The sequence below is a fragment of the Bradyrhizobium sp. 23 genome (assembly GCF_023073295.1).
GTDB classification, from domain to species: Bacteria; Pseudomonadota; Alphaproteobacteria; order Rhizobiales; family Xanthobacteraceae; genus Bradyrhizobium; species Bradyrhizobium canariense_D.
In genome coordinates this window covers 1-13,325 of sequence record NZ_JADPJF010000058.1, presented here as the reverse complement: position 1 = coordinate 13,325, position 13,325 = coordinate 1, and the positions used below count along the sequence as shown (strand labels likewise).

Annotated in this window: 15 protein-coding genes; 6 read left to right on the top strand and 9 right to left on the bottom strand. The window is 62.7% G+C overall.

Annotation, left to right across the window (positions count from 1 at the left end; genetic code table 11):
* Both IVB32_RS13605 and IVB32_RS13600 read right to left on the bottom strand, forming a co-directional pair.
* A partial coding sequence (locus IVB32_RS13605; RefSeq protein WP_247410595.1) for a metallophosphoesterase occupies positions 1-512 on the bottom strand: 512 nt, incomplete at its 3' end.
* A gap of 70 nt (positions 513-582) precedes the next feature.
* Entirely contained in the window at positions 583-1,254 is a 672-nt protein-coding gene (locus tag IVB32_RS13600) for an acriflavin resistance protein (protein ID WP_247410592.1), read from the bottom strand.
* A 168-nt stretch (positions 1,255-1,422) separates the two neighbouring features.
* On the opposite strand from IVB32_RS13600, the gene IVB32_RS13595 reads away from it, so the two are divergent.
* Together IVB32_RS13595 and IVB32_RS13590 are read left to right on the top strand one after the other, a co-directional pair.
* Positions 1,423-1,845, top strand: a complete 423-nt coding sequence (locus IVB32_RS13595) for an MAPEG family protein (RefSeq protein WP_026233755.1) — start codon at positions 1,423-1,425, stop codon at positions 1,843-1,845.
* Between the two features lie 34 nt (positions 1,846-1,879).
* Positions 1,880-3,178 carry an RsmB/NOP family class I SAM-dependent RNA methyltransferase gene (locus IVB32_RS13590; RefSeq protein WP_085352855.1) on the top strand — a complete coding sequence of 433 codons (1,299 nt, stop codon included), beginning with the start codon at positions 1,880-1,882 and terminating at the stop codon, positions 3,176-3,178.
* 133 nt (positions 3,179-3,311) lie between these two features.
* Here IVB32_RS13590 and IVB32_RS13585 read toward each other — a convergent pair whose 3' ends face one another.
* The 3 genes from IVB32_RS13585 to IVB32_RS13575 all read right to left on the bottom strand — a co-directional run bounded on the left by IVB32_RS13585 (position 3,312) and on the right by IVB32_RS13575 (position 5,395).
* Positions 3,312-3,521, bottom strand: coding sequence for a cold-shock protein (locus IVB32_RS13585; RefSeq protein WP_007592195.1), 210 nt, complete (start codon positions 3,519-3,521; stop codon positions 3,312-3,314).
* 259 nt (positions 3,522-3,780) lie between these two features.
* A complete protein-coding gene (locus tag IVB32_RS13580) occupies positions 3,781-4,113 on the bottom strand; it encodes a DHCW motif cupin fold protein (RefSeq protein WP_018459194.1) in 333 nt (110 codons plus the stop codon).
* Positions 4,114-4,210: 97 nt separating this feature from the next.
* Positions 4,211-5,395, bottom strand: a complete 1,185-nt coding sequence (locus IVB32_RS13575) for an MFS transporter (RefSeq protein ID WP_247410644.1) — start codon at positions 5,393-5,395, stop codon at positions 4,211-4,213.
* A gap of 182 nt (positions 5,396-5,577) precedes the next feature.
* Here IVB32_RS13575 and IVB32_RS13570 point away from each other — a divergent pair, with 182 nt between their 5' ends.
* A complete protein-coding gene (locus tag IVB32_RS13570) occupies positions 5,578-6,030 on the top strand; it encodes a helix-turn-helix domain-containing protein (protein ID WP_247297525.1) in 453 nt (150 codons plus the stop codon).
* Positions 6,031-6,070: 40 nt separating this feature from the next.
* Here the strand turns inward: IVB32_RS13570 and IVB32_RS13565 are convergent, their stop codons facing one another.
* Positions 6,071-6,442 (bottom strand): nuclear transport factor 2 family protein, encoded by a 372-nt coding sequence (locus IVB32_RS13565; protein WP_247297523.1) that lies wholly within the window; start codon positions 6,440-6,442, stop codon positions 6,071-6,073.
* 147 nt (positions 6,443-6,589) lie between these two features.
* Here IVB32_RS13565 and guaA point away from each other — a divergent pair, with 147 nt between their 5' ends.
* Positions 6,590-8,188: a glutamine-hydrolyzing GMP synthase gene (guaA, locus tag IVB32_RS13560; protein WP_247297520.1), complete on the top strand. Its 1,599-nt coding sequence runs from the start codon at positions 6,590-6,592 to the stop codon at positions 8,186-8,188.
* 739 nt (positions 8,189-8,927) lie between these two features.
* Here guaA and IVB32_RS13555 read toward each other — a convergent pair.
* From IVB32_RS13555 to IVB32_RS13545, 3 genes are read right to left on the bottom strand one after another with little or no spacing between them, the layout of a single operon-like run.
* Entirely contained in the window at positions 8,928-9,902 is a 975-nt protein-coding gene (locus tag IVB32_RS13555) for a cupin domain-containing protein (protein WP_247410590.1), read from the bottom strand.
* Positions 9,902-10,426 carry a MarR family transcriptional regulator gene (locus IVB32_RS13550; protein ID WP_247370800.1) on the bottom strand — a complete coding sequence of 175 codons (525 nt, stop codon included), beginning with the start codon at positions 10,424-10,426 and terminating at the stop codon, positions 9,902-9,904. The genes IVB32_RS13555 and IVB32_RS13550 overlap by 1 nt, the downstream gene beginning before the upstream one ends.
* Before the next feature lie 38 nt (positions 10,427-10,464).
* Positions 10,465-11,340 (bottom strand): fumarylacetoacetate hydrolase family protein, encoded by an 876-nt coding sequence (locus tag IVB32_RS13545; RefSeq protein ID WP_247370797.1) that lies wholly within the window; start codon positions 11,338-11,340, stop codon positions 10,465-10,467.
* Between the two features lie 192 nt (positions 11,341-11,532).
* Between IVB32_RS13545 and IVB32_RS13540 the strand changes: the two genes are divergently transcribed.
* A complete protein-coding gene (locus tag IVB32_RS13540; RefSeq protein ID WP_247410643.1) occupies positions 11,533-12,741 on the top strand; it encodes an ABC transporter substrate-binding protein in 1,209 nt (402 codons plus the stop codon).
* Between the two features lie 41 nt (positions 12,742-12,782).
* Positions 12,783-13,325, top strand: a 543-nt coding sequence (locus IVB32_RS13535; protein ID WP_247410587.1) for an FAD-dependent monooxygenase, incomplete at its 3' end; no start/stop codon positions are given.

The following is a 13,325-nucleotide window of genomic DNA, read 5'->3' as shown; positions in this document are numbered from 1 at the left end:
GGGTCGTCGGGCCCGTTGAGAAATACCGGCTTGTGTACGAACAGCGCGACCGGCTTGCCGTTCGTGCGCGAAACTTCCGAAGCAAGCCAATCGAACTGCTCGGCCTCGAAGGCGAGCCCTGAGTTCATCACCAGCGAGTTGAGGCCGAGGAAGCACCAGCCCGCGGCCTCGAACGACCAATGGTCCTCGCCGATGATCTCGCGGAATTGCTGACGATGCGCTTCCGCGACCGGCGGCTTCGGCGCAGGGCCGATCGCGGTCGGATTGTCGCCAATGTCGTGATTGCCGGGGATGTAGCGGCAGGCGACGGGCAGGGCATCGTGCAGGCCCTTGGCGAATTCGACATCGTCGCGGCTGGTCGGCCCGTCGAACGAGACGTCGCCGGTGTTGACAACGAGATCGGGCCTATCGGTGTCGATATGCTCGCTGAGCGCCTGGAAGTTGGCGATCAGGCCAGGGAAGCGCCGGCCAAGATGGGTGTCGGAGATCTGTGTCAGGCGAAATTCGGACATGGATCGATCATAGGCCACGCCCGACGTCGGAACGATGACGGCGCGTCCGCGGTCAGCGATCGAACAAAGTTTAAAGCACGCGATAGCGGATTGTGTAGGCGTCCTGCGGCGCGACCGGGCTTGCCAGCGGCGAGGCGATGCGGTCGGCGAGGTGCCAAGGGCCGAACTGAGGGCCGAACTGAGGGCCGAACTGAGCGCCGGACTGTTCGGAGCGATGCGGCTCGGCCGGCACGCGGAGGCGGAATTCGAAGGTGCCCTTGCCGGGCAGGTTCACGACCAGCACGCGGTCCGCAGTGCGGTGGTTGAGCGGTACCGCGCCACGCAGCACGGAGCGGCCATCACCGAGCTCCCGCACGCCCTCGACCAGTGCCAGCGTCTGGTTGCGGTCGGTATGCAGCTCGATCTGGGTGTCGGACGCCGCCGCCAAGGTCTCCTTGGGCATGCGGATCTCGAACTCGACCGCGGGTTTCGAGGGATTGAGGCCGAGATAGGCCAGCGTGGCATGGCGCATGTCGTAGGCGGCAAACGCAAACAGAGCGAGGGCGGCGAGCGCAGCGAGGCCATGCCTGAGGACATCGCGCCAGGTCCGATAGCTCATTCGGAAGTAGACCGTCATTGCCAGCGCCACCGCGAGCGCCGTCGCGATGCCTGCCAGCGCCGACATCAGGATGCCGAACTGGCCGTCGGCGGACTCGGTCAAAGCGCCGGTCAGGCTGCCGAACTGGCTGAAGAGGGTGTTCATGGCGGTCTCTCGCCTTGCGCGCCCCAAAGGGGGAAATCGCTTTAACTGTCGACAGTGGGTCGCCTCATCGGGAACGCCGGTTCAACTCGTTGATTGTCAGGACCAGCGGTGACCGCTAATGGACGCTAGCTGTGGTCTCCGCCGGATGGGAAATCCCGGGAAATTCCGATGTCCATTCAAATGGTTTTGCTGCCGGTCTTCGTGCAGGTCGGTCTCACCTTCGCGCTCCTGATCGCCATGGCGCTGGGACGCCGGCGCGCGCTCGTCTCCGGCGAGACCAAGAGCCGTGACATTGCGCTCGGCGAGCCCAACTGGCCCAAGGGCGCCACACAAATCGCCAATTGCTACCGCAACCAGTTCGAATTGCCGGTGCTGTTCTACGCCCTGATCGCGCTGGCGCTCCCGTTGCGCCATGCCGATCTCTTCATCGTGCTGATGTCCTGGGTGTTCGTGGTGACGCGCTTCGTCCATGCCGGAATCTTCGTCTCCTCCAACAATCTCGGGCGCCGCTCCACGATCTGGCTCGCCGGCGTGCTCGTCCTGCTCGCGATGTGGATCTACTTCGCACTGAAGATGCTCTTGTTGATCTGACGGTTAGCCGTCGGATTTGATCTGAAAGATTCAAATGACTCCCGCTGCCCGGCTGTCCGCAGCCATCGAACTGATCGACACCATCGAGAAGGACCGCGTGCCCGCGGCCAAGGCGCTGAAGGAGTGGGGCACCGCGCACCGCTTCGCCGGATCCGGCGACCGCGCCGCCATTGCCGGCCTCGTCTGGGACGTGCTGCGCCGCTATGCTTCGAGCGCCTACCTGATGGATTCGGACACCGCGCGTGCTCGGCTGATCGGCATGCTCCGCCTCGAGCGCAACATGGACGCGGCGACCATGGCCGCGCTGTTCGACGGCAGCCGCTTTGCCCCCGCGCCGTTGACCGAGGCCGAGCAGGCCGCGCTCGCCTCGCGGTCGCTTGAAGGTGCCCCGGCCGCGATCGCCGGTGACTATCCGGAATGGCTGGATCCGTATTTGGCAAAAGCGTTCGGCGACGAACGCGTCGCGGAGGCGGCCGCGATGGCGAGCCGGGCGCCGCTCGACCTGCGCGTCAACACGTTAAAATCCAATCGCGACAAGACGCTGGGGGCGCTTGCTCACCTTCATGCGAAACCGACGCGTTGGTCCGCAACCGGCCTGCGCATCGAGCTTTCGGCCGATGCGCGCAACCCCGGTATCCAGGCCGAAGAGGATTTCATCAAGGGTGCCATTGAAGTGCAGGATGAGGGGTCACAGCTTGCGGCTGCCTTGACCGCGGCAAAACCCGGCGAGCAGGTGATCGATCTCTGTGCGGGGGCCGGCGGCAAGACGCTGGCGCTCGCCGCGATGATGCAGGGCAAGGGCCGGCTGATCGCGACCGACAGCGACAAGCGGCAACTTGCGCCCATTCACGAACGCCTGTCGCGCGCCGGCGTCCACAATGCCGATGTGCGCACGCCCAAGGGCGAGGCCGATCCGCTGGCGGAGATCAGCGCGACCGCCGACCTCGTCGTGATCGACGCGCCCTGCACGGGAACCGGAACCTGGCGCCGCAATCCCGATGCCAAATGGCGCATGCGTCCGGGCGCGCTGGAGATTCGCTTGCGGGACCAGACCGCAGTGCTCGATCGCGCGGTTCCGCTGCTCAAGGCCGGCGGCCGCATCGCCTACATCACCTGCTCGGTGCTCTCAGAGGAGAACGGCGACCAGGTGAGGGCGTTCACCGCCCGCCATCCCGAGTTCGCTGTGGTGCCGCCCGAGCAGACCGCGAGCGTGCTCTGGGACAAGGCCGAGGAGTTTGCGCAAGCCGCGCTGCAATCGCCGGAAGGCTGGCTGATGACGCCGCGGCGGACGGGGACGGACGGGTTCTTCGTCTCGGTCTTGAAGAAGGCATAGCCCACCCCACGACATCGCGGATGACGCGACGCCTGTCTCACCAAACAAGAACCCCGCGAACCGGAACCCGGTCGCGGGGTTTTCTAACTCGACGTTCTGCCGGTACGTCCGTGGTCAGAACGGTGCGCGGGCTTTAGCCGACGCGGAGATTGTCAGCCGAGGACTTGCCGCTGCGACGATCGGCGACGATGTCGAACGAGACCTTCTGACCTTCGTTGAGGGTCGAGAGGCCAGCGCGCTCGACGGCGCTGATGTGCACGAACACGTCCTTGTCGCCGTCATCCGGCTGAATGAAACCAAAGCCCTTTTGATTGTTGAACCACTTCACGGTGCCCATAGCCATGGGAATTTCCTTTGCTTAAGAAGTTAACACGCGGACCGGTACGCACTATTGCGCCCATAGTCCTGATCAGTCGATGTTGGAGAAATCATCTGAAGCGTGCGCGCCCGTCAGCAACGAAGCGAAGCGGCCCAGTCGTTCGGCCAAGTATCGATGATCACAATATAGCGAGATTTTGGGGCCACTTCAAGGCACCACCCGCCGCTCGGGATGTCGCCGAATTTTGCTATTTTGCGGTGCAAATTAACCCTTCCGGGGCGCCTCAATCGACGATAAACAGCGTCGCCCCCGTCGCCGTCGAGGACCGGTGCGCTGCATCGCCGAAATCCGAGACCTGGTAGCTCATCCCCGCCGTGAGCTTGAACTTGCGGCCGTCGCGCAGCTCGCTGTCGAGCTCGCCCTGCAGCACGTACAGCACGTGGCCGCGGTCGCACCAATGGTCGGCGAGATAGCCCGGCGAATACTCGACCATCCGCACCCGGAGATCGCCGATGTCGAGCGTACGCCACTGGGCTTGCCCGGTCTCGCCGGGATGGACGGTCGGCTCGACCTTGCTCCAGTCGGTGACGGTGAAAGGGGAGGTGGGGAGCTTCATGATGGTGATCCTGGGGCGGCGACGGCAGTGCCGTTACTATCGGATGCTCCCGCGGTAGTCCTCATTTTTACTTTACAGTTCTTATTGTTTTCGGCCCTTATTTTTGCCCATGCATCAGCGCGCAATGTGCGGTCACCGGCATCCTGCTTGCGATGATGACCCAGACCAGCAGCGCGGCGGCACTGATTCCCGCGCCGAGCACGCAGACGCCGGACCAGCCGGCCATCGCGTACACCATCGTCGACGCGATCGCGCCAATCGCGCTTCCGACCGAGTAGAACACCATGTAACCGCCCACCAGTCGGCTCGCCGCGTCGGGCCGCACGGCGATGATCAGGCTCTGGCTCGTCACGTGCACGGCCTGGAGTCCCAGATCCAGCACGATCGCGCCGGCGACGACCAGCCAGAGCGAGCTTTGCAGGCAGGCGATCGGAGCCCAGGCACCCAGCATCAGCAGCAGTGACAGCCCGGTGGTCCGCTGGGCCCATCCGAGATCGGCAAGCCGCCCGGCATTGCGCGCCGCGAGCGCTCCGGCGAACCCGGCGACGCCGAGCAATCCGATGGTGGTATGCGACAGCGCGAAGGGAGGCGCCGAGAGCGGCAGCACGATCGACGTCCAGAACACGTTGAGATTGGCGAAGATCAGAAACGCAAACAACGCGCGCTCGCGCAGTATCGGCTCCTCGACAAACAGCGAGGCGGTTGAGCGCAACAGCGACAGATAAGAGGATCGGGCCAGCGCCGACTGCCGGCCGCGCGGCAGCACGCGCAGGAGCAGCGCCGCCATGGCCAGCATGAGGCCGGCCGAGACCAGGTAGACCATTCGCCAGCCGCCGAAATCGGCCAGCGCGCCCGAGGCGAACCGCGCCAGCAGGATGCCGGCGACGACGCCGCTCGTGACGGTGCCGATCGCGCGGCCGCGCCCGTCCGGTTTGGCCAGCGTCGCGGCAAAGGCGACGAGGACCTGGACGACGACGGCGAGCATGCCGACTAGCGCCATTCCCACAAGCAGCACGGCGGCATGCGCCGCCGTGGCGACGATGACGAGGCCGATCGCCGACAGCACGGTCTGGCCGACGATCAGGCGGCGGCGATCCCAGAGGTCGCCGAGCGGCACGATCAGGATCAGGCCGAACGCGTAGCCGATCTGGGTGAAGGTCACCACCATCCCGATCGCGGCGGGGTCGATGCCGAGATCGCGCGCCATGGCATCGAGCAGCGGCTGCGCGAAGTAGATATTGGCGACGCTCAGGCCGCAGGTCAGCGCCAGCAGCATCGCCATCCCGCGCGAGAGCCCGCGCCCGGCGTCATCGTCGGCCTTTTCGTCGGCGTTGGTCGGTCCGGCTGTGGCGGCATCGTGGATTGTCATTGTCGTCTCCGGCACGTTCTATCTAGTCTTAAAATAAGACCAGTTGCACACCGTACTGTCCAGTCCTATTTTAAGACCAGTTTGGAGGGCGGCGAATGAAGCGGACCGGTTTTGCCGAGGCTGACTGCCCGGTGGCGCGTGCACTGGACGCAGTTGGGGACATTTGGTCGCTTCTGATCGTGCGCGATGCCTTCGACGGGCTGCGTCGATTTGGCGATTTCCAGAAGAACCTCGGCATCGCCAAGGGCATGCTCACTGCGCGGCTGCACAGGCTGGTGGAGCTTGGCGTGCTCGAACTGATTCCGGCCTCCGACGGCAGCGCCTATCGGGAATATGCGCTGACCAAGAGGGGGCGCGAGCTGTTTCCAGTCGTGGTCAGCTTGCGCCAATGGGGCGAAGCGAATCTCTACGCGCGCGGCGAAGTCCATTCGGACCTGGTGGACGAGACGGGCCAGCCGGTCGGGAAGCTCGTGCTTCCGTCGCGGGCCGGCCGTCCGCTGGCATGGTCCGATACCAAGGTGAGAAAGGCCGGTCTGCGCAAGCGCTGATTCGCGTCGGCCTTGGTGCGTCCTCGAGCTAGAAGCGCGATCAGGGCACCGGATGATTCGCCGATCCCTGCACGATCTTTCCGGCCGCGTTCACCCGCAGATATTCGCAGATCCGCTTTCCCCGCTCGTTCTCGTAGAACACCACCACGCTATCAGGGCTGACGAACAATTCGATCAGCGAGAAATGCAGATTCGGCAACAGGGCGAGCGCCTTGCCCCAATAGGCGCGCAACGCATCCTTTCCGCGCACGGTGCCGCTTTCATCGAATCCCATCGCGGGGATGCGGTCCGAGGTCATCACGGTGTCCTCGTCATAGAGCGTGAGCACGCGCTCGAGATCGCCGGTATTCCAGGCCTCGATCCAGGTGCGGCCGAGCTCTGCAAGCGATGACGGCTGATGATGGTTTGGCATGGCGTTCTCCCTGATCGGCCCTTGGTGAGTGGCGGGCCATATAGGTCAATAATACTTACCTATATCGATTTGTCCATACCCAAAGAAGAATGTGGGCGCGCGGCCCGCGCGGTTGCGGGAAAAGCCCCCGTCGCGTATCTGCTTGCCATGACAGCAGCACAGACCGACCGCTCCGCGTCGACGCCCTCCGTGGCCTCGGCGCATGACAAGATTCTCATCGTCGACTTCGGCAGCCAGGTGACGCAGCTCATTGCGCGTCGCGTGCGCGAGGACGGCGTCTATTGCGAGATCGTCCCGTTCAACAAGGCCGAACAAGCCTTCAACGAGATGAAGCCGAAGGCGGTGATTCTCTCCGGCGGCCCTGAATCGGTGCATGAGGCCGGCTCGCCCCGCGCCCCGCAAGCGATCTTCGATTCCGGCGTGCCGGTGATGGGCATCTGCTACGGCCAGATGGCCATGGCGGAGCAGCTCGGGGGCACGGTCGAGGGCGGCCATCACCGCGAATTCGGCCGCGCCGATGTCGAGGTGAAAGCGCCGAGCAAGCTGTTCGAGGACGTCTGGTCGCCAGGCGGCAAGAACCAGGTCTGGATGAGCCATGGCGACCGCATCACCAAGATGCCGCCGGGCTTCTCGGTGGCCGGCACCTCGCCGAACGCGCCGTTCGCCATCATCCAGGACGAGACGCGCAAATATTACGGCCTGATGTTCCACCCGGAAGTGGTGCACACGCCCGACGGCGCCAAACTGATCCGCAATTTCGTTCGCAAGATCGCGGGCCTTTCCGGCGACTGGACCATGCGCGCCTTCCGCGAGGAGGAGATCGCGAAGATCCGCACCCAGGTCGGCAAGGGCAGGGTGCTCTGCGGCCTGTCCGGCGGAGTCGATTCCGCCGTCGCGGCCGTGCTGATCCACGAAGCCATCGGCGAGCAGCTCACCTGCGTGTTCGTCGATCACGGCATGCTGCGCCTTGACGAAGCCAAGACCGTGGTCGACCTGTTCCGCCACCACTACAACATCCCGCTCGTGCACGTGGATGCCTCGAAGCAATTTCTCGGCGAGCTCGAAGGTGTCACCGACCCGGAAGTGAAGCGCAAGACCATCGGGCGCCTCTTCATCGAGGTGTTCGAGGCGGAGGCCAAGAAGATCGGCGGCGCTGACTTCCTGGCGCAAGGCACGCTCTATCCTGATGTGATAGAGAGCGTCTCCTTCACCGGCGGCCCGTCGGTGACGATCAAGTCGCACCACAATGTCGGCGGTCTCCCCGAGCGCATGAACATGAAGCTGGTCGAACCCCTGCGCGAGCTGTTCAAGGACGAGGTCCGCAAGCTAGGGCGCGAGCTCGGCCTGCCCGAAATCTTCGTCGGCCGCCATCCGTTCCCAGGCCCCGGCCTCGCCATCCGCTGCCCCGGCGACATCACCCGCGAAAAGCTCGACATCCTGCGCAAGGCCGACGCCGTCTACATCGACCAGATCCGCAAACACGGCCTCTACGACGATATCTGGCAAGCCTTCGCCGTGCTGCTGCCCGTGAAGACGGTGGGCGTCATGGGCGACGGCCGCACCTACGACTTCGTGGTGGGCCTGCGCGCCGTCACCTCCACCGACGGCATGACCGCGGACTTCTATCAGTTCGACATGAAGTTTCTCGGCGAGACCGCCACGCGCATCATCAACGAGGTGAAGGGCGTGAACCGGGTGGTGTACGACGTGACGAGCAAGCCGCCGGGGACAATTGAGTGGGAGTAGTGCGGACGGCTGGCATCGCGCAGTTTAGCGTAGCTTCGTCGAGTCGTTCTCGCTTCCTCCAGATTGAGAATTCTACCCCAAGCTTAGGTCCGACATCCATTGCGTCTTCACGGATGGAGTACTGCAGCGGGCTCCATCGTACGGAAGGTTCCAGCGCTTGAAGCCTGGCTGGCGCACCGACAGGCTTTGGCGCAAAAAGGACCAACTATTATCCGCCTCAATCGCTTGGCGGGAGCTATAGCTCGAATTGGCTAATGATAAGCTGGAGCGAAAGTTGGAATGGTTCAATTGGCTAGGAGCCGGCGTTTGCGCCGGCACAGCAGGCTTGTGGCGCATCTGCGGTCTGATTCCGAGGACAGGAGGCCGGGAGCGCTGACGAGTAGTGTTGGTTGTCCGGAGGGAGAGGACCGAGAATCGTGGGTTTGACTCCCACTCTCTCCGCCATTTGTACGATTTCGTGCGCAAACCTACGATTTTGGACGATTTTGTGCGCGATGGCGCGCTGTTGGGCCTCACTGTTAGACCACTGCGTTCAACGCGGCGAAGTGCCGACGCAGGACTACGTCCCGGATTCGCTTTATCTTGAAAGCTCTCGGGAAGTCCGGCCAAGCAGCTTGTCATATTCGGACTGACGCTTTCCCGCGCCGGCCGGCGACGAGGCGGGCGCTTCCGTGTTTACAGAAGGCATGAAGATAACAACCAGTGGCGCGGCACTATCGACCCCACGACCGCGCAGCCATCACACAAATTCCGATCTATAGTACCTGAAGGCTCGCATGAGCGGTTCGTCGGACAAGCAGAAAAGTTGAGCATCCGACGACGCTTCGTGGCTGAACGCCGACCACGTCGGGACAACGACGGTGTCACCTCTTTGCCAGGCAAAAACACTATCAGCCACTCTCGTCGTACCCGTTCCGTCCATGACGACGAAAATCCGATTGGCTGTGGAACGTTGGCGGCGCGTCAGCTGGCCCGAGTTCAGTCTTTCGACCGTGAGCCCCATCATGGGCATGTCGGGGGCCTCAAGGGTGATCCGTGGTCCGTGAGCTCCCTCGCTATCCGCGGCAGTTTTGTCCAACTCAGTCAAGATCGAGTCGCGCGAGAATCTGAAACGCGAGCTCGCTGCGACCGAAGCAATCTTTTCGTACTTCTCAGGATGCTCTTCATAGAACATCGGCTCCATCAAATGCACCGACGGTATATCCAGGCCGTCCAGCCAGTAAGCCGGCTCCGAGCCCTCATGGCCATGCCCGTGCCAGTACCCACCGGGCGTCAAAATGACGTCGCCCGATTCCATCGGGGTCTTTTCGCCGTTGACGACGGAGTAGGATCGCTTGGCGTCGAGAATGACACGCAAGGCATGTGCCGAGTGACGGTGCGAAGGCGCCACCTCGCCCGGCAGGATCATCTGATAGGCGCAGACCAGGGTCCTTACGGTCGCGAAATTGTTGGCAGGAAATGGATTGCGCAGAATGAGATTACGGCGCTCGGCCAGCGCGACGTCGATCAAGTTTCCGGCCGACGCCAATGCACTCCGGACATGCTGATAGTGCCAATGAGCGGGCACAAAATCGGTTCGCGGTTCCTTCCAGAAGATCGGCCGGTCGCGGCTGATCCAGCCAGGCGTAACCTGCAGGCGCTCCGCCTCGCGATAGAGATCATCCAGCGATGTGATGTCGTGGACGGCGCGGTCCTGGGTCACTACATTATTCATCATGATCTCCCATCGGCTGGATTGGCGGCATCGTCATTCTCGTCGGCATCGGCGAGCATCTGCAGGCACTTCAGAAACACCGGCCGGAGATAATCGGGCAAAGGCGACAGCAGCGCTTTCTGAGCTTCCAGAGCCTGTTCGACCACTGTCAACATTGCGGTCTTTCCGGTTTGCGTCAGGACGATCTCGACGGCGCGTCGGTCTCTTTCATGCGCCCGCCGCTCCACCAGTTTGCGATCGACCATCCGCTGCAGCATTTCGCCCAGCGTGCTGCGATCAAGATGCAAGCGGTTGCCGAGCTCGGTTTGGGGAAGGGGGCCCGCTTGAAACAACGTGAGCAGGACGCCGAATTGCCGCGGCGTGAGGTCGGATTGCGCGGTGAATTTCTCGTAGAGGAAGGCTGCGCGGCTATCGAGCCGGCGGATGAGATACCCCGGCAATTCGTGAAGAATCAAACTCTTCGCGAAGAACTCGATCCCTGCGGGATTCGGAGTGGTGGAGGAAGCTGTGGTTGTTTTCGGCAAGATACATTCCTGTAGCTGTGGGCAGTCCCGGAGGATCTTCAGATGCCGACGGGCACTGTCATTTCGCCGAGGCCGTCGCATCCGGTCACGATGATATCGCCCGGTGACACCGCGCCGACACCTTCCGGCGTTCCGGTCATCAGGATGTCGCCGGGATAGAGCGTGTAGGCGCTCGACGCGATTTCGATCAGGTGCCGTATGCCAACAGTCATTGCGGCCGTCGATGATCGTTGCCGCTCGGTTCCATTCAACGTCAGCCACAGGGTCAGCTGCTCGGGATCGGCAATCTCGTCGGCGGTCGTGAGCCATGGGCCGAGCACGGTGTAAGAGTCGGCGGATTTGCGGAAGCTTCGCTCCTGCGCGCCGCGGACGCTCATATCCAGGCCGACGCAATAGCCGGCGATGTGCTCCGTCGCATTCTCAGCGAGGATGTTCTTTCCGGCTTTTCCGATCACGACCACAAGTTCTGCCTCGTAGTCGTTCCGCCGCTCTTGCCAGTTCAGGTTGATGCCAGGGCTTGGCCCGACCACCGAGGACGTCGCCTTCAGGAAGAGGCCGAGCGTTTCCACGGGACGCTCGAGCCCCGCCAATTGCTTGTTGTGAACATTGTGGTGGACCGCCGGGTCCTTCGCGTCGATCTCCACGTGGAGACGGTAATTGGCCGGCGCCGCCATGACCTTCCCTGGATTGGCAATGGGGCTGCGCAACGCGACCCGCGCCAGATCGAATCGGCTGGCGTGCGGTTTCAGCTTCTCGGCAGCGCGGCACACCTCAGGCAGATGCGCGACAAGCGCATCTCCCATTGGAAACGGCCAGCGGCGGCTTGGCAGTGTCTCAGTCGACGCAGTGACGTCGTAGATGGTGCTGCCCTCGACAAGGCCGAGCCGGTCGTCGTTGAAACGGCACAGACGCATCGCGTGCTCCTCCCCCTGCATGGAATGGCAATGAAGTCGATTATTGTCCGCATACGTACAGGATGTCCGCGCCAGTGTCCAGACGATTGATTGTATATACGGAAAAAGGCTTGACCTTCTGCATTGTATTATGTAGGTATACGTACATAAATAGCGCCTCCAAAGAGGGGCAATTGGGAGGATATGGATATGATGAGGCATTGCATTGCCGCAGCAGCTTTTGCCGCCCTGCTGTCGAGTACGGGGGCGCACGCTGAGATTTCTAATGGCGTCGTCAAAATCGGTGTCTTGAACGATCAGTCGAGCCTCTATGCCGATGCGGCCGGTCCGGGCTCGGTCCTTGCCGCGCAAATGGCTGTGGAGGACTTTGGTTCGCTCGGGCCGGGTCTCAGGCTGGAAGTGGTATCCGCAGATCACCAGAACAAGCCGGACATCGGCTCTGCCATCGTTCGTCGCTGGTTCGACGTCGATGGCGTGGATGCCGTTCTGGATCTTCCAAACTCGGGCGTTGCGTTGGCTGTCAACGAAATCACGCGCGGGTCCCGCCATGCGTTGCTTGCGTCGAGCACGGCGTCTTCCGATCTGACCGGCAAGGCGTGCTCGCCTAACACCGTGCAATGGACATTCGATACCTGGTCGATTGCCAATGCGACCGTTAAGTCCGTCGTCGAACGCGGCGGGGCCTCATGGTTCTTCCTCACCGCCGACTATGCGTTCGGGCAGGCGTTGGAGCGCGACGGCAAGGCAGCGGTAGTGGCGAACAATGCAAAGGTAGTCGGCTCTGTTCGGCATCCGATCGGGACGTCCGATTTCTCGTCGTTCCTGCTGCAGGCGCAATCCTCGAAGGCCAAAGTCATCGGACTGGCCAACGCCGGCGGCGATACAAGCACCGCCATCAAACAGGCTTCGGAATTCGGGATACCGCAGGGCGGTCAGACCCTGGCGGCTCTGCTGATCTTCATCTCGGACGTTCATGCGATCGGCTTGCAGACTGCGCAAGGCCTACTCTTCACCGAAGCCTTCTACTGGGATTTGAACGACCGAACCAGACAGTGGAGCAAGCGCTTCGCGGCGCGCAACAACGGCAAGATGCCGACCATGAACCATGCCGGCGTGTATTCCTCGGTGTTGGCCTACTTGAATGCCGTGAAAGCAACGAACTCCGACGATGGCGCTGAGGTGATCGCCAGGATGAAGGAGCGTCCGATTCAGGACGACCTCTTCGGCGCGGTCACGGTCCGCCCCGACGGCCGGGCTATCCACGACATGTATCTGTTCAAGGTGAAGAAGCCTGAGGAATCCAAGGGACCTTGGGACTATTACGCCCTCGTCAACGTGATCCCCGCTGACCAGGCCTTTAGGCCAATCGCCGAAGGCGGCTGCCCGATGGTGCAGAAATAGCCGCATCGGTTTCGTCCTGGCAAAGTCAATAGGAGGTCCGAATGAGCCGCGACAGCAACGAAATCCTGATTGTAGGCGGAGGCCTTGGCGGCCTTTCGGCGGCGCTAGCGCTCGGCAGGAAGGGGATGCCGGTGCGCCTGCTCGAGCAAAGCGAGCAGATCGGCGCCATTGGCTACGGGATCCAGATGGGCCCCAACGTGTTCTCGGCCTTCGCGCAAATGGGGGTTGCCGACGCTGTTCGCGCACAATCTCACGAGCCGAGCGCATTGCTCATGCTCGATGCATATTCGGGAGAGCAGCTCGCCGCCGTTCCCTTTGATGAGACGTTCAGGGCGCGGTTTGACGAACCTTATGTCGCGATCCATCGCGTCGACTTGCACAACATTCTCCTGGATGCCTGCCGGAAGCTCCCGAACGTTCGCCTGGATCAATCGATCGCAGTGTCGAGCTTTGAAGACCTGGGGGACAGGGTCAGCGTGCTCACGGCCGAAGCGGGGAGGATCGAAGGCGCTGCTCTGATTGGCGCCGACGGCTTGCGGTCCGTGATCCGTTCTCAAATGCATCCGCAGGATCAGCCGCGTCTG